The sequence below is a fragment of the Arthrobacter sp. GW822-FHT05G07 genome (assembly GCF_058799755.1).
Map to the genome: position 1 here is coordinate 154,331 of NZ_JBXALT010000001.1, position 19,774 is coordinate 174,104.

Annotated in this window: 18 protein-coding genes; 8 read left to right on the forward strand and 10 right to left on the reverse strand. The window is 62.9% G+C overall.

Annotated features, from left to right (window positions below):
• Nucleotides 1-104 precede the first annotated feature (104 nt).
• The 3 genes from nirB to AC1RJY_RS00650 are packed head-to-tail and all read left to right on the forward strand — an operon-like array spanning nt 105 to nt 4,949.
• Nucleotides 105-2,735 carry a nitrite reductase large subunit NirB gene (gene nirB, locus AC1RJY_RS00640; RefSeq protein ID WP_498600922.1) on the forward strand — a complete coding sequence of 877 codons (2,631 nt, stop codon included), beginning with the start codon at nt 105-107 and terminating at the stop codon, nt 2,733-2,735.
• 9 nt (nt 2,736-2,744) lie between these two features.
• The gene (gene cobA, locus AC1RJY_RS00645; protein ID WP_498600924.1) at nt 2,745-3,779 is read left to right on the forward strand and encodes a uroporphyrinogen-III C-methyltransferase; all 1,035 of its coding nucleotides are present in this window, start codon (nt 2,745-2,747) and stop codon (nt 3,777-3,779) included.
• Nucleotides 3,780-3,791: 12 nt separating this feature from the next.
• Complete coding sequence (locus AC1RJY_RS00650; RefSeq protein ID WP_014921161.1) at nt 3,792-4,949, forward strand: uroporphyrinogen-III synthase; 1,158 nt, start codon at nt 3,792-3,794, stop codon at nt 4,947-4,949.
• Nucleotides 4,950-4,962: 13 nt separating this feature from the next.
• Here AC1RJY_RS00650 and AC1RJY_RS00655 read toward each other — a convergent pair whose 3' ends face one another.
• The 3 genes from AC1RJY_RS00655 to AC1RJY_RS00665 form a co-directional block, all read right to left on the reverse strand.
• On the reverse strand, nt 4,963-6,261 hold the full coding sequence (locus tag AC1RJY_RS00655; protein WP_014921160.1) for a Y-family DNA polymerase: 1,299 nt from the start codon (nt 6,259-6,261) through the stop codon (nt 4,963-4,965).
• 242 nt (nt 6,262-6,503) lie between these two features.
• A complete protein-coding gene (locus tag AC1RJY_RS00660; RefSeq protein ID WP_498600925.1) occupies nt 6,504-6,680 on the reverse strand; it encodes a sigma factor-like helix-turn-helix DNA-binding protein in 177 nt (58 codons plus the stop codon).
• Between the two features lie 162 nt (nt 6,681-6,842).
• Nucleotides 6,843-8,309, reverse strand: coding sequence for a sugar porter family MFS transporter (locus AC1RJY_RS00665; protein WP_498600927.1), 1,467 nt, complete (start codon nt 8,307-8,309; stop codon nt 6,843-6,845).
• A 143-nt stretch (nt 8,310-8,452) separates the two neighbouring features.
• On the opposite strand from AC1RJY_RS00665, the gene AC1RJY_RS00670 reads away from it, so the two are divergent.
• The gene (locus AC1RJY_RS00670; protein WP_014921154.1) at nt 8,453-9,463 is read left to right on the forward strand and encodes a LacI family DNA-binding transcriptional regulator; all 1,011 of its coding nucleotides are present in this window, start codon (nt 8,453-8,455) and stop codon (nt 9,461-9,463) included.
• Here AC1RJY_RS00670 and AC1RJY_RS00675 read toward each other — a convergent pair.
• From AC1RJY_RS00675 to AC1RJY_RS00695, 5 genes are all read right to left on the reverse strand, one after another.
• Nucleotides 9,460-9,891, reverse strand: coding sequence for a LexA family protein (locus AC1RJY_RS00675; RefSeq protein WP_011774093.1), 432 nt, complete (start codon nt 9,889-9,891; stop codon nt 9,460-9,462). The genes AC1RJY_RS00670 and AC1RJY_RS00675 overlap by 4 nt on opposite strands.
• Before the next feature lie 127 nt (nt 9,892-10,018).
• On the reverse strand, nt 10,019-10,687 hold the full coding sequence (locus AC1RJY_RS00680; protein WP_011774092.1) for a DsbA family protein: 669 nt from the start codon (nt 10,685-10,687) through the stop codon (nt 10,019-10,021).
• A complete protein-coding gene (locus AC1RJY_RS00685; RefSeq protein WP_014921152.1) occupies nt 10,684-11,415 on the reverse strand; it encodes a cation diffusion facilitator family transporter in 732 nt (243 codons plus the stop codon). Before AC1RJY_RS00685 ends, AC1RJY_RS00680 begins: the two co-directional genes overlap by 4 nt.
• Nucleotides 11,412-11,738, reverse strand: a complete 327-nt coding sequence (locus tag AC1RJY_RS00690) for an ArsR/SmtB family transcription factor (protein WP_043471092.1) — start codon at nt 11,736-11,738, stop codon at nt 11,412-11,414. Before AC1RJY_RS00690 ends, AC1RJY_RS00685 begins: the two co-directional genes overlap by 4 nt.
• A gap of 164 nt (nt 11,739-11,902) precedes the next feature.
• A complete protein-coding gene (locus AC1RJY_RS00695; protein ID WP_498600930.1) occupies nt 11,903-12,499 on the reverse strand; it encodes a dihydrofolate reductase family protein in 597 nt (198 codons plus the stop codon).
• Nucleotides 12,500-12,608: 109 nt separating this feature from the next.
• Between AC1RJY_RS00695 and AC1RJY_RS00700 the strand changes: the two genes are divergently transcribed.
• The 4 genes from AC1RJY_RS00700 (at nt 12,609) to AC1RJY_RS00715 (ending at nt 15,202) form a co-directional block, all read left to right on the forward strand.
• Nucleotides 12,609-13,040, forward strand: a complete 432-nt coding sequence (locus AC1RJY_RS00700) for a hypothetical protein (RefSeq protein WP_011774088.1) — start codon at nt 12,609-12,611, stop codon at nt 13,038-13,040.
• 182 nt (nt 13,041-13,222) lie between these two features.
• The gene (locus AC1RJY_RS00705; RefSeq protein ID WP_498600931.1) at nt 13,223-14,104 is read left to right on the forward strand and encodes an FAD-dependent oxidoreductase; all 882 of its coding nucleotides are present in this window, start codon (nt 13,223-13,225) and stop codon (nt 14,102-14,104) included.
• A 115-nt stretch (nt 14,105-14,219) separates the two neighbouring features.
• A complete protein-coding gene (deoC, locus tag AC1RJY_RS00710) occupies nt 14,220-14,921 on the forward strand; it encodes a deoxyribose-phosphate aldolase (RefSeq protein WP_014921148.1) in 702 nt (233 codons plus the stop codon).
• Nucleotides 14,922-14,974: 53 nt separating this feature from the next.
• Entirely contained in the window at nt 14,975-15,202 is a 228-nt protein-coding gene (locus tag AC1RJY_RS00715) for a hypothetical protein (protein WP_011774085.1), read from the forward strand.
• A 98-nt stretch (nt 15,203-15,300) separates the two neighbouring features.
• Here AC1RJY_RS00715 and AC1RJY_RS00720 read toward each other — a convergent pair whose 3' ends face one another.
• Together AC1RJY_RS00720 and mfd are read right to left on the reverse strand one after the other, a co-directional pair.
• Nucleotides 15,301-16,110, reverse strand: coding sequence for a metal-dependent hydrolase (locus AC1RJY_RS00720; RefSeq protein WP_014921147.1), 810 nt, complete (start codon nt 16,108-16,110; stop codon nt 15,301-15,303).
• A 4-nt stretch (nt 16,111-16,114) separates the two neighbouring features.
• Nucleotides 16,115-19,747 carry a transcription-repair coupling factor gene (gene mfd / locus AC1RJY_RS00725; protein ID WP_011774083.1) on the reverse strand — a complete coding sequence of 1,211 codons (3,633 nt, stop codon included), beginning with the start codon at nt 19,745-19,747 and terminating at the stop codon, nt 16,115-16,117.
• Nucleotides 19,748-19,774 lie beyond the last annotated feature (27 nt).

The following is a 19,774-nucleotide window of genomic DNA, read 5'->3' on the forward strand; positions in this document are numbered from 1 at the left end:
TTAAGATCACGAAACATAAGGGAAACTGAAGCGAAACTGCCCGTCCCTAGGCTGGAAGCACAAGTTGCGGAGATCCGTCTGCAACATCTGCGAAAGGCCCACCAGTGACCGGACACACTTCAAGTACAGAGAACCCGCGCCGCATCGTCGTCGTCGGCGGCGGCCCCGCTGCCCACCGTTTCGCCGATGCCATGGTCAATCGCGGACTTGAAGGTTGGCAGGTTACGGTGCTCACCGAAGAGGCCCACCTCCCCTACGACCGCGTTGCGCTGAGCAAGGCCCTCACGGAAACCGACGTGGACCTCACCTTGGGCGATGCGTCCATGTGGGACCACGAAGCCCTGACTTTGGTCACCGGCGAGCGGGCCGTGAAGATCGACTCCGTTGCCAAGAGCGTCCTCACCGCCGCCGGCAACAAGTACGAATACGACCACCTGGTGGTGGCTTCCGGTTCCGACGCGGCCCGACTCCCCATCCCGGGTTCCGAACACACCCACGTTTACCGCACGCTCGAGGATGTCTGGGCCATTAACAAGGCCATCGCCGAGCTGCGCGAAAAGCTGGGCCGCAAGGTCAACGCGGTCACCATTGGTGGCGGTTTGCTCGGACTTGAGTCCGCTGCCGGTACCGAGCAGTTGGGCGCCACACCGATCGTCATCAACGGCGCACCGTGGCTGATGAACACCCAGCTGGATGAGGGTGCCGGCCAGGCCCTCGGCCGCCTGATTGAAGCCAAGGGCTTCGAAGTGCACGGAGGCGTATTCCCCTCCGAGGTAGTAGCGGACGACGACGGCAACGTCACCGGTGTTTTGATGGCCGACGGCCGCACCATTGACGCGGATCTCGTGATCGTGGCTATCGGCGTCAAGCCCCGCGACGACCTCTTCCGTGCGGCGGAGGGCGAAGAGCAGCTCTTCAGCCTTGGCCAGCGAGGCGGCGTTGTCATCAATGATTTCTGTGCCACCGAAGTGGACGGCATTTGGGCCATCGGTGAAGTGGCCAACTTCGAGGGCATGTGCCTGGGTCTCGTGGCTCCTGCCAACACCATGGCTGAGATCGTGGCCGACCGCCTGCACGGCGGCGAAGCAACGTTCCCCGGCTTTGATACGGCCACCAAGCTCAAGTTGTCCGGCGTTGACGTGGCCAGCTTCGGCGACGCGTTTGCCCGGACCGAGCACTCCCTGGAAATCGTGTACGCCGACCCCGCTCGTGGCGTTTACCAGAAGATTGTCACCACCGATGATGCGAAGACTCTCCTGGGCGGCATCTTCGTGGGCGACGCGTCCCCGTACATGAGCCTCCGCCCGCTCCTGGGCCGCGAGCTGTCCGCCGAGCCCGGCGCATACCTGAGCGCTGCCGGTGGTGGTGAGGCTCCGGAGACCGAGCTTCCGGACGATGCCATCCTGTGCTCCTGCAACAACGTGGCCGCCGGAACCATTCGCGACACCATCAACGGCTGCGGTGCCTGCGAGGGCAACTCCCCCGTGCAGGAACTCGGCGAGCTGAAGGGCTGCACCCGGGCCGGCACCCAGTGTGGTTCGTGCGTTCCCATGCTCAAAAAGCTCCTTGAAGGCGAACTGAAGAAGTCTGGCATTGAGGTTTCCAAGGCACTGTGCGAGCACATCAGCCTCTCCCGCCAGGAACTCTTCGACGCCATCCGCGTCCTGGAGCTCACGTCCTTCGAGGACATTATGGCCAAGTACGGCACGGGCGCGGGTTGCGATATCTGCAAGCCCACCATCGCCTCTATCCTGGCCAGCCAGCACTCCGCTTATGTGCTGGATGCCGGCCGCGGCTCCCTGCAGGACACTAACGACCGTGCTTTGGCGAACATGCAGAAGGACGGCACCTACTCGGTGGTCCCCCGCATCGCCGGTGGTGAGATCACGCCGAAGGGCCTGGGCGTCATCGCAGCCGTCGCTGAGAAGTACAACCTCTACACCAAGATCACCGGCGGCCAGCGTATCGACATGTTCGGTGCCCGGCTTGAGCAGCTCCCGGACATTTGGAAGGAACTGGTGGACGCCGGCTTCGAGTCCGGGCAGGCTTACGGTAAGAGCCTTCGCACGGTGAAATCCTGCGTTGGTTCTACTTGGTGCCGATTTGGTGTGCAGGATTCGGTGGCCATGGCCATCGCCTTGGAGCTGCGTTACCGCGGCCTCCGCAGCCCGCACAAGCTGAAGATGGGTGTTTCCGGTTGCGCCCGTGAGTGTGCCGAGGCCCGCGGTAAGGACGTCGGCGTGATTGCCACGGCTGATGGTTGGAACCTTTACGTCGGCGGTAACGGCGGTGCCACCCCGGCGCACGCCCAACTGCTCGCAAAGGACCTGGACGACGAAACCCTGCTGAAGTACATCGACCGCTACCTCATGTACTACATCCGCACCGCTGACCGCCTCCAGCGCACCGCGCGCTGGCAGGAAGAGCTCGACGGCGGCATCAAGCACGTGGAAGAAGTAGTGGTCAACGACTCCTTGGGCATCGCCGAAGAGCTTGAAGCCGCCATGGCCAAGCACATCGATACCTATGAGGACGAGTGGGCCGAGACCCTGAAGGACCCGGAGCGCCTCCGCCGTTTCCGTTCCTTCGTCAACGCCCCCAACCAGAAGGACGAGTCCATCTCCTTCGTTCCGGAGCGCGGCCAGATCCGTCCGGCCACCAACGCGGAAAAGGGCGGCGTGCTCATCGCTTCCACTATCCCGGTCCGCAGCGAAACCGTCGGCGCAGAAAACTAGGGGTCCACCATGCAGCTCACCATTGATCTCACCGGCCGTGACGTCCTTGTCACGGGATCTGAAAAGTCCGCCCGCCAAGCGGTGCGCCGCTACCAGACCTCCGGCGCCAACGTTTACCGGCTCAGCACCCCTGAAGGTGTACCGGGCGACGGTCAGCTCCCCGAGCGCCCGTTCCTGGTGGCGGTAGTGGACGACGGCGAGGCTGGCTGGCTGCCGTTGGTGGAACGCTGCCGCGACGCCGGGATTCCCGTTGCGTTTGAGCCTGCACCTGGCGCCGACGGCCATGTGACCCTTGTGGGTGGAGGTCCGGGAGCCCTGGATCTGCTCACGGTGGGTGCCGTGGACGCTCTGCGCAATGCCGACGTGGTGTTTTATGATCGGTTGGCTCCCTATCAGGAGCTGGCAGACCTGACGTCTGCGGAACTGGTGGACGTTGGAAAGCAGCCCGGGCTCCACAAGGTGACGCAGAGGGACATCGAGAAGCTCATGGTGGAAGCTGCGCTGCTGGGCAAGAATGTTGTCCGGCTCAAGGGAGGCGATCCGTACGTGTTCGGCCGCGGCGGCGAAGAAGTGGCTGCCTGTGTTGCTGCCGGGGTCCCGGTCAGAGTCATCTCCGGTGTCACCAGTGCCATCTCTGTTCCGGCCGCAGCCGGAATTCCGGTGACACACCGCGAGGTGAGCCACATGTTCACCGTGGTTTCCGGCCACGCTCCTTTGACGGAGAAGGAACACACACACCTTGCCGGCCTTGGTGGGACGATCGTGGTCCTCATGGGCATTGGGACCTTGCCCCAGCTGGCGGCCGGACTGCGCCGTGCGGGCATGAATTCGGACATGCCCATGGCCGTGGTGGAACGCGGGTACCGCCCGGGACAGCGCACCACCATCGCCGATCTGGGTACCATCGAAACAGCAGCCACCGGCTGCAGCAACCCGGCCGTGCTGGTCATCGGCGAGGTGGTCCGGGTGGCTGAAGCCAACCGGAATCATGCCGAAGCGTCCGCTGAACTGAGCCGACTCGCGGCTTCGCTCCTTGAAGCCTGAAGGTAAGAACACATGACTGTTGCACGTGCCATCGAAGTCCAGGACGCTACTGCCGCGCCGGAAGTTTCCGAAGCCGTAGAAGCGCCGCTGGATGGATTCCGCATTGGCGTCACCTCGCACCGCCGTTCCCGTGACCTCATCGAGGCACTGGAGCGCCGCGGTGCGAGCGTGTTGCACGCCCCCGCTTTGAAGATCGCCCCTGTGCAGGAGGACATGGTCCTCATCGAGGACACGCGCACCATCATCGCGGCCAAGCCTGATATCTGCATCGCCACTACGGCCTACGGGATGCGTCGCTGGTGTGAGGCCGCCGATTCCTTTGGCATCGGCGAGCAACTCCTGGAAACCCTGTCCGCCTGCCGCATGTTCGTCCGTGGGCCCAAAGCCCGCGGCGCCGTGCGGGCGGCCGGTCTTGCCGACGTCGGAATCAGCAGTGACGAAACCACCGCGACGCTGGTGGACATGCTGCTGGCCGAAGGCGTGCGCGGCAAGACGGTGGCCGTGCAACTGCACGGATACACGGATGTGCGCCAGCTGGAACGGCTCCGCATGTCCGGGGCCACTGTCCTTACAGTGACTCCGTACCGTTGGGTGAAGCCCGACGGCGAAGACAAACTGCCGCGCCTGATCGAAGCCGTGGTCAGCGGCAACCTCGATGTGCTGACCTTTACCAGCGCCCCGGCCGTGGACGCGATGTGGAGCACTGCACACGAAATGGGCCTCTACCGCCAGCTCATCGAGGCCCTCAAGGGTCCGGTGACTGTTGCGGCCGTTGGGCCGGTCACTGCACAGCCGCTGGTCGACGCCGGGCTGACGCCACTGATTCCCGACCGTTACCGCATGGGCGCGCTCATCAGGCTGGTGACGGAACATTTGTCCCTCAACCATGTGCGGCGTTTGGAGACCAAGAGCGCCACCATTGAGTTGCGCGGGCGCTGCTTGCGTATCAACGGTGAGGTGGTGGACCTCGCACCGGCTCCCCTGCTGCTGCTGCGAGCGCTGCTCGGCGCGGGTGGGGCTGTCCTGTCCCGGGAAGCTCTTTCTGACCTGTTGGACCTGCGCGGTTCGGTGCACGCCTTGGATATGACAGTGAGCAGGCTGCGGTCCTCTCTTCCGGACGGCAAGCTCGTGGAAACCGTGGTGAAGCGCGGTTACCGGCTGCGGGCTTAGATTCTCTGACACGCTACGCCGCCTTCACCAAGGGGAGTTCGTCCCAGTTGGTGGTGTAGCGGGGGCTGAGCATGTCGCGTTTCATGGACCAGTCCGGGCCGCCCTTGATTCCGGCATGACCCAGACCGATGGAACCGCGGCCGTACCGCTTGCTGACTTGCTCCAGCAAGGTGCCGATCCCGCGTTCCTCATGCCGGTTCTCGAAGATCTCCAACGGTTTCTGGTTGCCGCTTGGCCGGAGATCCGTGACCATGATCCCGGCTTTGGCGTACTTCACGCCTTCCTGGATCTTTGGAACCAGTGCGTGCGCGGCCTTGGTCAGCAGCACGGGATCCGAGGTCGGCATGGGCAGCCTGACGTTGACTGTGGGGAATGATTTGTCGTTCGGGTTATAGACCGATGTTGCGGCAAAGGCAGTCAGCAGCTTGGCCTGAAGATCATGTTTGGCCAGCCTGGCACTGGCCATTTGGCCGTAGACGCTGAGCACCTGCCGCAACTCGGCTGCAGTGGTAATCGGTGTGGAGAAGGAACGGGAGAAAATTAGCTGGTCCCGTCCTATCCGTTCCTCCTCCATGGGGATGCAGGGCGTGCCCTGCAGTTCCAAAATGGTCCGCATCATGACGATGGAAAACTTGTCCCGCAACGCCACCGGGTCGGCGCGGACCAGGTCCAGGATCGAGAAGATTCCCATCGCATTCAAGCGTTTGGTGAGCCTGGTGGCCACGCCCCAGATCTCGATTACCGAAAGCCGTGCCATGAGTGCTTCGCGTTGGACTTCCGGGATGGAGTCCCAACGGCACACTCCCTTGAAGGCCGGATTGTGCTTGGCCCACTTGTTGGCAAGCTTGGCCAGGGTCTTGGTGCGCGCGATTCCTACGCAGACGGGAACCCCAACGTGCTGCTGGCACGCGGCCTTGATAGTCCGTCCCAGCTCCAGCAGATCGTCCGGTTGTCCCTTCACTCCAAGGAACGCCTCATCAATGGAGTACACCTCCTGCCATGCCGAGTACCGGGCCAGAAGCTCCATGACCCGCGAGCTGATGTCTCCATACAGTTCGTAGTTGCTTGAGAGTGCCACGAGCCCCCACTCCTTGGCGCGCGGAGCAAGCTTGAACCACGGCTCCCCAAGTCCTATCCCCAGCTTTTTGGCCTCCGGCGACCTTGTCACGGCGCAGCCGTCGTTGTTGGACAGGACGATCAGCGGTTTGCCCTCCAACGCCGGGTTAAAGGCCCGCTCCGCCGAGGCATAGAAGCAGTTGATATCCACGTGGGCAATCTCCTGCATCCGGTGCATGAGCGCTGGCTTGGACATTTCCATCCCTTGATCGGCAATAGCACGCGCGCTCCTGTTTCAGTGCAGGACACGCCGTGCATTCGAACATATATTCGAATACTTCTACTGTACCTTTTGGCCCCGACAAAAACTTCGCTGCCCAATGGATCCAGAGGATTTCATGGAGTCTTCCGTGTTCCTCAACCGTCTGACCGCAGTTCGTTGGAACAACGCCGTATTAGCCAGCTACGTCAGGAACCTGCCGTTCTCTGAGTAGGGATTTAGCTGCCGTTACTGGCCATGCTGGCTCTCAAGTGTTTCCGGGCTCTTGAGTAGCGAGTCCTGGCAGCCGTTGCCGACAATCCCAACAAGGCGCCGGCCTCGGCCACTCCGAAGCCATCCCGCAAGCGTGCAGTCCTGAGGTTCGAAGACATAGACCAAGAACTGGGGACCCGCATTCACGACCCATTCAGCCGAGGCGTAGGCAGTGCCTAGAGGGATCCGGATAAAGAACCGGATAGCTGGCAGCAGACAAAAGCATCCCGCCCGCCGGACTGTGGAAAGTCCGGCGGGCGGGATGCGGCGATACGAAAAAGCCGGGACGCTGCGGGGCGGAAAGGCTAGGAAACTCCGGCCGATTCTTTTTTGTGCACCAGGTAGATGGCACCCGTGGTCACATCTTCTTCGAGTGCCTCCAGCGTGCGTCCGCGGGTTTCGGGAACCTGCGTGTAGATGAAAATGAGGGCCAGGATTCCAACTATTCCAAAGAGGAAGAACGTTCCCGTGATCCCGACGCCGGCTACCAGCGTGGGGAAGAAGAGGCCCAGGAGTGCGTTGGCGATCCAGAGGCAGAACACCGATAGGCCGATTGCGAAACCGCGAACATGCAGCGGGAAGATCTCGGACAACATCACCCACACGGCGATGTTCAGGAAGGTCTGCATGGATCCTACAAACGCGACCACCAGGAACAAGATGACGAACGGGCGTGCGGCATTGCCGACCGGCAGGACGATGGATGCGATGCCGATGAGGAAGTGGCACACGGTGGTCAGCGTGAAGCCCAAAAGCAGCGTGGTGCGACGATTGACGCGCTGCATGAGAGTCAACGCAATCACGCCACCAACTACGGCGATCACGCCTGGTGCGATGTTGGCGATGAGGGCAGCATTGGAGTCGAACCCTGCCTCAACCAACACAGACTGGCCGTAGTACATGATCGAGTTGATGCCCGTCAGCTGCTGGGCAACACCCAGGCCAATGCCCACCAGGATGATGCGCAGGATCCATTTGTCCTTCAGCGCGCCCCAGGACGTGGCCTTGGAGGCCCGCTCTTCGTCGGCGAGGTGCTTTACATCGGCCATTTCAGCCTCGGCCCGCTCCTCGGAGCGAATGGTCTTCAGGACCACCAGGGCTTCTTCCCAGCGTCCCTTCGAGATGAGCCAACGCGGCGACTCGGGCATCCGCAGCATGCCGAAGAACAAAGCGATGGCAGGCAGTGCGGCGATGGCGAGCATGATGCGCCACACTCCCCCGAACTCACCCCAGACGTTGCCAATGATGGCGTTGACCACGAAGGCCGCGAGCTGACCGATGACGATCATGAGTTCATTCCGGCCGGCCAGGGAGCCTCGGATTTCGTACGGTGCCAACTCTGCGAGGAATACGGGGACCACCGTGGAGGCGCCGCCCACGGCCAGGCCGAGAATGACGCGCCCCAGCACCATCACTTCAAAGCTCGGCGCGAAAACGCAGGCGACGGTTCCGGCAAAGAACAGCACGGCCAGCAGGATGATCGTCTTGCGGCGACCCCAACTGTCAGACAACCGACCGCCGCCGACTGCACCGGCAGCCGCTCCGAACAAAAGCGAGCTGGTGACAATCCCTTCAGTCAACGGCGTAAGGCCGAGATCGGCCGTCATAGGCCGCAGTGCGCCATTGATAACGCCCGTGTCGTAGCCGAAGAGGAGACCGCCGAAGGTGGCTACCAGTGCGACGAGCCCCAGGCGCTTTCGGTGCGGGCCATTGGTCAGCGGAGGGAGCGAAACGCCGTTGGCGCCTCCCCGCTGCGTTTGCGTAGCAGACATCAGGACTCCTTTGTCAGTGTGGCGCGGGTCATATCCACCCGCTCTGAATACAGACTAACGCGCGAAAGGCTTAAATGTAAGGTCAAACTTACAAATGACTTAATTTTGCAGTTTCTCCTCCATGGGAGGATGAGGACATGGTTATGGACCACCGCCATCGTTCGGCCACGCAAAGTGACGTCGCCAAGGAAGTCGGCGTTTCGCGAACCCTCGTGTCCTTTGCCTTCCGCGGCGCGCCTGGCGTCAGCGACGAAACCAAGCAGGCCATTTTCGAAGCCGCCAAGCGGCTGGGCTACCGGCCCAACGCAGTAGCCGCCGATCTCGCACGCAAGCATCGCTCCGCCGTCGGGCTTTATCTCATGGACATCCGCAATGAGGTCTACGCGGACATCCTCAGTGGTGTCCGCACGGCACTGCCCCAAGACCGTAACAGACTCATTCTCAGCGTCTCGCGGTCCATTGACGGTGAGGATCAAGGCGCGCTGGAGTCGCTGATTGAGGCACGGGTGGGCATCATCATCGCCGCCACGCTGCTGGATTCCGAGGAGCGGGTCCGGGAGTTGGCCCACATTGTCCCGCTCGTGAGCGTGACGCGCCCCGTAGAGGGAGTGGATAGCGTCTATTCGGACGACGCTGCCGGCGCCCGCGCCGCCACTGAACACCTCATCGGGCTGGGTCACACGAGAATCGCCCACTTGGCCGGGCCCGTGTACGACGGGCATACGGTCCGGAGGCAGAGCTACGCGAAAACCATGCGCGACGCCGGGCTGAAGCCACTTATGCTCGCGGCTGAGGACTTCACCCAGGACGCCGGACAGCGCGCGGCCACCGAACTGCTCAGCATGACCGAGCGACCAACGGCAATCTTCACCCACAACGACCAGCTGGCCCTGGGTGCCCGGGAGGCCGCGTATGCCAAAGGCCTCTCGGTGCCATCCGAGCTCTCCTTGGTGGGTTACGACAATTCGAGGACCTCCGGACTCCACGGCATCGATCTCACCTCCGTCGACCTTCACGCTACTGAGCTGGGACAGATTGCGGGCACCGTCGCGCTGGAACGCCTCAGCAATCCCGAGGCGCCCGTCGCTGACAGGCGAGTCACGCCGAAACTGGTGGTGAGAAACTCGACAGCACCACCGGCGCGCGTCACCTAGATGTGATGCAGGCACGTGGTGGCGACGCCCCAGATGGTCAGCTCAGACAACGCCGGAACGCGAATGTCCGGATACTTGGGATTGTCCGCCTGCAGAATTACACCTGACGGCGTGACGCGCAGCCTCTTGATGGTCAGCTCGCCATCAAGGACAGCCACGACGACGGACCCATCCTTGGGCTCGAGGGCCCGGTTGACGATCAACTCGTCGCCGTCGCTGATCCCGGCGCCCTCCATGGACTGACCCGTCACCCTCACCACGAAAGTGCTGGTGACATCCTTGATCAAGTGCTCATTGAGATCGATGCGGCCATCAAAATAGTCCTGCGCAGGTGACGGATACCCCGCCGCCACCGGTATAGGCGCCAGCAGTACTGACATTAGGGAGAAGCCCGCATCTATCACGCGGGGGCCGACTATCACGCCCACAACACACCTTTATTCGAATATATGTTCGATAATTGAGTGTACAGCCAAGGGCGGACATTTGGGCTAGCGGACCACCATGGTGCGCTCAGGGAAAGGACGTGGCAGCTGCCTAGGCCTTTCCGGCCATTTAGCGCACGGCGTCGTCGAGGAGCTGGCGGAACTGGGCTTCGGTATTCAGGGTGAGCTTCTTTCCGTTCAGGAAGAACGTAGGCGTGCCAGTCACGCCGAGCGCTTTCCCGTCGGCGACGTCCCGGCTGATCCGGTCCTTGCTGGCCTGGTCTGCCACCGCGGCATCGTACTGATCCATCTCCAGGCCGATTTCTTGGGCGAAGGTCCTGAACTGCGCTGCCTGGGAGGTCTGCTTTTCGCCCCATTCGCTTTGTGTCGCGAAGAGTTTCGCTGCCATTTCCTGATACCTACCCTGCTGGGCAGCAGCCTCCGCGGCCAGTGCAGCGGCGCCTGAGTTTCGGTGACCGGGCAGCGGGAAATAGCGGTGGACGAACGTAATCCTGTCCCCGTACTCCTTTTTCAACTCCTCCACCAGAGGCTCAGCGGCGAGGCAGGATTCACACTCGAAGTCCAGGAACTCCACCAGCTGGGCTTTCTCCATGGCCGGGCTCGTCACCCGGTGACTGTCCTCCCTGACAAGCCGAGCTTCAGCGGCCGCAAGTGGGGCAGCCGGAGCCGGCTTGTTGGCGGTGAGCACTGCGTACCAGATCGCTCCCGCACCAACGATTGCGCCGAGGAGGATCCAGATCGCGATGCGGACCCTTCGACCGGAAATGACTGCGCTCATCGTTCGGCCGGCTTTGTTCCAAGCTCCGCGGCAACAGTGACAGCCACAGCATCCGATCCGCACTCGGCGCAGCAGGAATTCGCATGGCCGTGATCGGCGTCCGGAATGGCGCAGCAAGCTTCGCCCTTCCAGGCGTTGATACCTTCGCGGACGGCTATTCCGGCAATGACCAGCGCCGCGCCGGCATCGGCCCACCACCAGCCCAGGGTACTGTTCAGGACCAAGCCGATCAGCAGAACGGCGGAAAGGTACGTGCAGAGCAAGGTCTGCTTGGAATCGGCGACGGCGGTCCTGGAACCGAGCTCACGCCCGGCACGTCGCTGAGCCCACGACAGCACCGGCATGATCGCCAAACTCAACGCAGCGATAACGATGCCCGGCGTTGAATGCTGAGCCTCCCCCGCCCCCAAGAGTGAGCGGACAGCGTCCACGGTCACGAACGCAGCCAAGACGAAGAAGGAGACGGCTATGATCCGCAACGTCAGGTGCTCACGCCGCTCCGGATCCTCGGCAGAGAACTGCCAAGACAACGCCAGAGCAGAGGTCACCTCAATGACCGAGTCCAGTCCGAAGCCGATCAGCGCCGAGGAATCCGCGACCCCTCCGGCCCAGAGCGCCGCGACCGCCTCTATGACGTTGTAAGTGATGGTCGCTGCAGCGAACAGCCGGATCCTGCGGCTCAGGACCGTTCGGCGATCCGATACCGCTGCGTTCATCACTACCGTCATGCGAAGCACTCCCCATCCGGCGCACAGCAAGCCGGGTCCACGGCCAGAACCACGCCGATCAGGTCTTTGATCGCATGACCAAGCCTGGCATCCGCCAGCTCATACCGGCTCCGCCGCCCATCAGGAACCGCCACCACTAAGCCACAGCCGCGAAGGCACGTCAGATGATTGGACATGCTCTGCCTCGACACCCCCAACGAATCAGCCAGATCCGAGGGATAGGACGAGGCGTCAGAGAGGGCAAGAAGAATCCGTGCGCGGGTCGCATCCGACACCGCATAGCCAAACCGGGCCAGCACAGGCGCCTGAGTGAGTGTCTCCATACGAAAAAAGTACATTGACCGCTGTATTCACGCAATTCTGTACTCTTCCCTTGTTTGCCCAATCACGGGCTCCTCGTCCTCAGGCGCGGAACGCCATGCCGGATCAAGGCGCCGATGTGAAAACCAGGGCCATTTCGGGGACAGTTACAAGGAGGTCCGCCGGGCTAGCGGACCACCCGATACCGCACATGCGTGACCAGGCCGGTTCCGCGCACTTCGGCCTGTTCCAGCTTCACGTCCCCCACACCGTCGAGCAATCGCTCGCCACCGCCCAGGATCATGGGTGCAATGTGAAGCCGCAGCTCGTCCATGAGCCCGGCTGAGAGGAACTGGCGTGCGGTTTGTGCTCCCCCGGCAATGGCCACATCCCGGTTTCCGGCAGCTTCCCGGGCCTGGGCCAGCGCCGATTCGATGCCGTCGGTTACGAAGTGGAAGGTGGTCCCGCCTTCCATTTCCAACGGTTCATGCTGATGGTGGGTAAGGACAAAGACAGGTGCGTGATAAGGCGGCTCGTCGCCCCACCATCCCCTCCAGCCCTTGTCCCATACCGAGGGACCAGGCCCAGCGAACATGTTCCGCCCCATGATGAAGGCACCGGCCGCGAGAATCTGTTCGATCTCAGGTGCGTTCGCCTCCGGGTCTTCAAACATCCATCTGTGCAGCAGCTCTCCGCCGTCGCCCAACGGCTCCTCCGCGCGCTGGTTGGGGCCAGCAACAAATCCATCGAGTGAAACAGTCAGATCGCATGTGACTCGGCTCATGCGCCCATCATGACAGCTACCACCCTGATGTGCCTTCCCCCGTCGACGTCCAAAGCTCGCCAAAGGGCTCAGCAAGGCGGACACTATGGCTATACCTTCAGGAGGACCCATGACACGCTCATCAAACGTGGACCAATTGAACATCCTGATCGGCGAGTGGGAAACCACCGTTCCGGAGAGGGACGTGCAGGGCCGGACAACGTTCGAGTGGCTGGAAAGCGGCGGCTTCCTGATCCAGCGCTCCACGGTTCAACAACCGGACTACCCCGACTCGATCAGCGTCATCGGTGCAACAGGCTCCGATGGGGCACTGCAGCAGCATTACTTCGATTCACGAGGCGTCGCCCGGATCTACGACGTGGTGCTGAAGGACAACGTCTTGTTGATATTCCGGGATGGCCCGGACTGGCCCCAGCGATTCGTGGGCCATGTGAGCGAGGACGGAAATACCATCCACGCCCGCCTGGAGCGGGGAACCTACCCCGGGGGTCCGCTGGAGCACGACTTCGATATGGTGTACAGCCGGGTCCGGGCACGTTAGAGGCCACCACCGCACTCATCGGAAACCTCATTTTTCCAAAGCGATGTGATCCACGTTATTACCGGCGGGTAAACGGCACGCTACGGATCAGCCAAAGATGGCAACAGCGGGGAAACACCCGCGAAAAACCGGCCACCTACGCTGAAGACCAACAGCAGGTCACATGAGCGAAAGGGCCAAACATGTCCGCCATCCCGTCCGCATCTTCCCTTCACATCGTCATCGCAGGGGCAGGTCCCGCGGCCCAGTCTTTGGTGCGGCGACTTGCCGGAGGATCCGACTCCCGGCAACGCGCTTTCCACGGAACCATCACCGTGCTCAGCAACCGCGACGAGTGCCCGGACGCCCTGCTGGAACTCGCAGAACTCCCCCAGGTCTCAATTCGCTTCGGGCAGGCGGCCAGCTTCATTGACTCCGACGCGAAAATAGTCACCACCGTGGACGGCATGGAGTTCTCCTACGACCAGTTGGTCATAGCAACCGGTTCTGCCCCGACCCTCCCCCCGGTGGCGGGCTCCGAGTCGGGCCTCAGTTACTCCACCATCGACGATGCCGCTAACATCGGCGAAGCGATCAAGGAAGTCACGCGCATTGTGGGCCGCCGCCCCCTGGGGATCCTGGTCGGGAACGGACCAGCGGCGGGCCAGGCCGAGGCTGTGCTGCGGGCCCGCGGAGTCCGCCCCGTACGAACCACCCTCCGCCCTACCGCCGTCGTTCCTTCCACCGGTACCGCCGCGCCAGGCGGCCTGCTGCCGGCGAGCGGCATCCTGTTCGAAGACGGCAGCAGCATGAAGGGCGATCTGGTGGTCCTGGCCGAGGAGCGCACAGCCCGCAACGACCTCGCCGAAAGTGCCGGACTCACAACAGCTTCCGACGGCGGTATTGCAGTGGGGCGCGACCTCGCCACATCCGTCCCGGGCATCTGGGCGATTGGCGATGCCGCATCATGCGACGGACTTCGCCTGGGCTTGCTCCTTTCCGCCGAGTCCTCTGCAATGCTGTGCGCTTCAGGCTTGCTGCTGGGTGCGGGCAAGGAAGATCAGCAGGCGCTGATCGCCGCCTAACCTGCCGCCGGCGGCGGCCCCAGCGGACAACGGCCCATGTGGCAAGATGGTCCTTTGACGGGCAGTGACAACCCTGCGGCCACCGGGCCGGCCACGCCCTGCACGGAAGGATCCCATGAGCAACGAAGCCGTCGCCCCTGCAAACATCGCAAATATCGCCTCCTACATTGACCACACTCTGTTGAAGCCGGAGGCCAGCGAGGCTGACGTCCTCAAGGTGTGCGCCGAGGCTATCGAGTACAAGTTCAAGTCAGTATGCGTGAACCCCGTATGGGTTAAGACCGTCACCAAAGCCCTCAAGGGTTCGGGCGTGCTGACGTGCTCGGTGATCGGGTTCCCGCTGGGTGCCACTCCCAGCGACGTCAAGGCATTCGAGGCCCGCGGAGCTGTGTTGGACGGCGCGGATGAAATCGACATGGTGATCAACATGGCCTCCGCCCGCGCCAACGACAAAGGTGCGCTGGTGGATGACATCAGGGCCGTATCCGAGGCAGTTCACGCCGGTGAAGCCATCTTGAAGGTCATCATCGAGACGTCCATGCTGACCGATGAGCAGAAGGTCATCGCCTGCGAAGCGGCCGTGGAAGCGGGCGCTGACTTCGTCAAGACCTCCACCGGATTCAACGGCGGAGGCGCCACCGTTGAAGACGTTGCCTTGATGCGCAAGACCGTCGGACCGGACCTGGGGGTGAAGGCCTCAGGCGGAGTGCGCTCCCTCGCCGATGCACAGGCTATGATTGCTGCTGGTGCAACACGTATCGGAGCGAGTTCCGGAATTGCGATCGTCAAGGGTGAACAGGGTTCATCTGCCTACTAAGGCTTCCGCTGCCGTCAGAGATTTTTGAGCCCTGCGGGGCCGAGGAGGAATGAATGTCCAAGAACGCCACAAGCGCCCCCATTGAACGAGAGAACAACCTGGGCACCAGCATTGTGCTGTTCCTGGTGATGATCGTGCTCTTCCTGGGTGCCATCTACTCGTTGTCGTTCCTCACCCTGGATAACCCCTGGCCCATGGCAGTCTGCCTCGGCCTGTTCGCCCTCGCTTTCTGGATCCCGCAGACCATTTTTGGCCGCTCAGATTCCGCCGGCGAAAGCTAAACCCTCTTATCACGTTGAATGGCCCGGGCACTCGCCCGGGCCATTCCTTTTTGTTGACCAAATTTTATTGACCAAGTTCGTCGCCCGAAGGCGTCCCTTTACGGCAGCTGCACGACTCCGCCCAGGGCTGCAAGAACCCCAGGCCAATGCTGTTGCGCCAGTGTCCACGCCGCAGCTCCCATGCCCACCATGGCGTAACCACTGACGGGTATCAGGACCAGCCATTCACGGCGGGAACCGGCCCGCCCCAGCAGCGGGATGGAGAAGGCTCCGTTGGGCCGCCAAATCCCCCGGATCATGGATTTCCGCAGGAACTTGGGTGGCTTGATGACGATGGGCCATAAGAGCGGCACCCCGCCGACAGTGATCATGTCCCCCACAATGTGCACCACCACCCCGGTGAGCATGGACAGCGGCAACCAACCCCATTGATCCGGCGCAAACCACGTCACTAGGCCGGCCATCACCAAAGCGAACAGCCAGTTGGTAATCCAGCCGGACTTTGGAAACAAGTTCAACGCCTTGGCCGCCAGGTTGATCATGAACATGCACAGCAGCCCGGCTCCTATGGAGAGCTTGCCTACCGGCGTCACCATTTGGAACTGGGCCGCCATGGCTGCGAGCACCACAAACGCGGAAGCCCCCAACAGCGAGTGTGTCCCTTGGCGGTGCCCTCCGCTGGCTTTTTCGATCCCCACGGCAATCACATTGGACAGCGGCGGCAGCGAATTCGCGATGGTGCTGTGGCGGTGGTCCCAGTCGACCACCAAAGCAGTTCCCGCCGTCGCCATGGCGCCGATCAGGATCCCGGTGGAGTCCAACGGGTACCAACCCAAGGCGTACGGGCCTGTCGAGGCAATAGCAATCCACGCCGCGGCTCCCGACGCGGCGTGATGTCCTCCCATCATGCAGTTAGCCAGCCTTTACAGGTACTTCAGCGAAAATCGCTTCAATGACGTTATTGGCCCATTGCAGGATCTCGGCGTCCTGCAGATCGCGTCCACCGATCCTGGCCGTCTTGGGCTTGGGAATCAGCACCGCATCCAGGGCAGGCTTCACCTGCGAGCCCGGGTACATGCGGTTGAGGCGCATGGTTTTGGACTCGGGCAGTTGCGCCGGCGAGAAGCGGATGAAGTTGCCTTGGAGTGCGACGTCGGACAGGCCGGCTTCGCGGGCACCTACCCTGAAGCGGGCCACGGCAATGAGGTTTTGGGCCGGCAGCGGGGGCTCGCCGTAGCGGTCCACGAGTTCCGCCAGGACTTCGTCGATGGCTTCGTACGTGATGGCGGATGCCAGTTTCCGGTACGCCTCCAAGCGGAGCCTTTCGCCGGGCACATAGTCGTGTGGCAGGTGGGCGTTGACGGGCAGCTCGATCTTCATTTCGGCTGCCTTCTCCTCGGCCTCGCCGCGGTATTCGGCCACAGCCTCTCCCACCAGGCGGATGTAGAGGTCGAAGCCCACTCCTTGGATGTGGCCTGACTGCTCACCGCCCAGCAGGTTTCCTGCGCCACGGATTTCCAGGTCCTTCATGGCCAGTTGCATGCCGGCGCCGAGCTCGTTGTGCGCTGCCACGGCTTTGAGGCGTTCCAAGGCCACCTCGCCCAAGGGCTTCTCCGAGGGGTACAGGAAGTACGCGTAGGCACGCTCCCGGCCACGGCCAACACGGCCTCGGAGCTGGTGGAGCTGCGAGAGGCCGTACTTGTCGGCCCCGTCCACGATCAGGGTATTGGCGTTGGAGATGTCCAGGCCGGTCTCAATGATGGTGGTGCAGACCAGGACGTCGAAACGCTTTTCCCAGAAGTCCACAATGATCTTCTCAAGGCGGCTCTCGGACATCTGGCCATGTGCCACTTCCACCCTGGCCTCGGGGACAAGCTCGCGGATCTGCGCGGCGATGCGCTCAATTGACGAGACGCGGTTATGGACAAAGAAAACCTGCCCTTCGCGCATGAGTTCACGACGGATCGCGGCGGAGGTTTGCTTGTTGGTGTACGGGCCCACGTAGGTCAGCACGGGGTGGCGTTCCTCCGGCGGCGTCGCCAGGGTGGACGTTTCCCGGATGCCCGTGAGCGACATTTCCAGTGTTCGGGGAATCGGCGTTGCACTCATGGCCAACACGTCCACGTTGGTGCGCATCTTCTTGAGCGCTTCCTTGTGCTCCACCCCGAAGCGCTGCTCCTCGTCAACGATCACCAGACCCAGGTCCTTGAACTGGAAGTCCTTGGACAGCAGCCGGTGGGTACCGATCACCACGTCCACAGCGCCGCTCTTGACGCCTTCGGCGGTTTCCTTGGCTTCCTTGCTGCTCTGGAACCGGGACAGTGGTTTCACGCGCAGAGGGAAGCCGGAGAAACGCTCGGTGAACGTTTCGTAGTGCTGCTGTGCGAGCAGGGTGGTGGGCACCAGGACCGCCACCTGCTTGCCGTCCTGGACGGCTTTGAAGGCAGCCCGGACGGCGATTTCGGTCTTGCCGTAGCCCACGTCGCCGGAGACCAGCCGGTCCATGGGGATCTCCCGCTCCATGTCCGCTTTGACCTCGTTGATGGTGGTCAGCTGGTCCGGTGTCTCCACATAGGGGAACGCTTCCTCAAGCTCTCGCTGCCACGGGGTGTCGGGTGCGAAAGCGTGGCCCCGGGACGCCATGCGGGCGGAGTACAACCGGATCAGCTCTCCGGCTATTTCCTTGACGGCCTTGCGTGCCTTGGACTTGGTGCTGGCCCAGTCCGCGCCGCCCATCTTGCTCAACGCCGGCGCATCTCCACCGACGTAGCGGGTCACCTGATCCAGCTGATCCGTTGGGACGAAGAGCCGGTCACCCGGCGCACCGCGCTTGGAGGGCGCGTACTCCAGCACCAGGTACTCGCGCAGCCCGGCATCGGAGGACGATGTACCGGCCACCTTGCGCTGGATGAGCTCCACGAACCGGCCGATGCCATGCTGCTCATGCACCACGAAGTCGCCGGCATGCAGCTGCAACGGGTCCACGGCGTTGCGTCGCTTGGACGGCATGCGGCGCATGTCCTTGGTGGAGCTCGCCGTGGCGCGACCCAACAGATCGGCTTCGGTCAGCAGGCCCAGTTTGAGGCCGTCCAGGACAAAACCACGTCCGACGGCGGCGGTGGTCACCTCGATGATGCCCGGCTGGGGTTCTTTATCCAGCGAGTCAACGCGGGAACAGGGAATCTCGGCGTCGTGGAACAACTCAGCCAGGCGCTGGGCGGGTCCGGGACCATCGGTCACCACCACCACACGCCACTGCTCGCGGACGCGGGAGCCAATGAATTCCAGCATTTCAGCCACGTCACCCTGGTAGCCACGAGGTTCGCGTGCACGCATGTTGAGGACATCGATGTCCAGGACCAGGTCCTCGTCCGAGGCGAGCGAGGTGATGGACCACCAGGACACGCCATGTTCCAGGGCGGCCGAGCGGGTGTCGGTGAGCGAACGGAAGCTGGCAGCGTGCAAATCGGTGGACGCCTGGGATGAGAGGTCAAGGGGCGCCGCACCGCCGTCGGACGCCGTTGACCAAGCAGCTTCCAGGAACTCCTCGTTGGTCGCTGCGAGGTCGTGCGCGCGGGTGCGCACCTTCTCCGGTTCGATGACCACGGAAAGCGAACCGGCGGGGAGCTGATCCACGAACGGCACCATGGCATCCACCAAAACAGGTGCCAATGATTCCATGCCTTCAACAGCGATTCCGCCGGCGATCTTCTCGAGCATGTCTGCCGCGGCAGGCATGTCTGCCTTGAGCTTGGCTGCACGGGACATGACGGACGCGGTGATCAGGATTTCCCGGCATGGCGGGGCGTGCAGTTCGGTGGGGTGGTGGATTCCGGGTGCGGACAGCGAGCGCTGGTCCGCCACGGCGAACCAGCGCATCTGGTCCACTTCATCGCCGAAGAATTCCACGCGGATGGGGTGGTCCTCCGTGGGTGGGAAAACGTCGAGGATGCCGCCGCGGACCGCGAACTCGCCGCGGTGCGTCACCATGTCAACGCGGGCATACGCGGCGTCGGACAGGGCACGGACAACTTCGGTGAAGGAACGCTCCTGTCCCACCTGCAATGTCACCGGCACCAAGTCACCCAAGCCGGCAACGATGGGCTGGACCACGGCGCGGACCGGAGCCACCACCACACGCAAGGGGGCCGTCGTCGAGGTTTCGGGGTGCGTCAGACGGCGCAGGACGGAGAGCCGGCGGCCCACGGTGTCCGAGCGTGGCGAGAGCCGCTCGTGCGGGAGGGTTTCCCAACTGGGGAAGGTGGCTACGGACTCTGCGGGGAGGTAAGAGGCGAGCGCCGCGGTGAGGTCCTCGGCTTCACGGCCGGTTGCGGTGACGGCGAGGACCACAGGAGCGCCCGCGCCATCAGCACCAACGGCAGCCAGGGCGTCGGCCATTTCGGCCAGCAACACCGCGCGCATCCCTTGGGGGGCGCTGATCTGGTAGTCGGCGTTCCGGTCGTTGAAGGACCGCTGCGCCTCCGTGCGAACACGCGCAAAAGTCTTGTCCTCCGCCAGTGCGCGGCGCAGACCGTTGAGGCTCATGGCAGAAACTCCTAGGGTGGGTCCAAG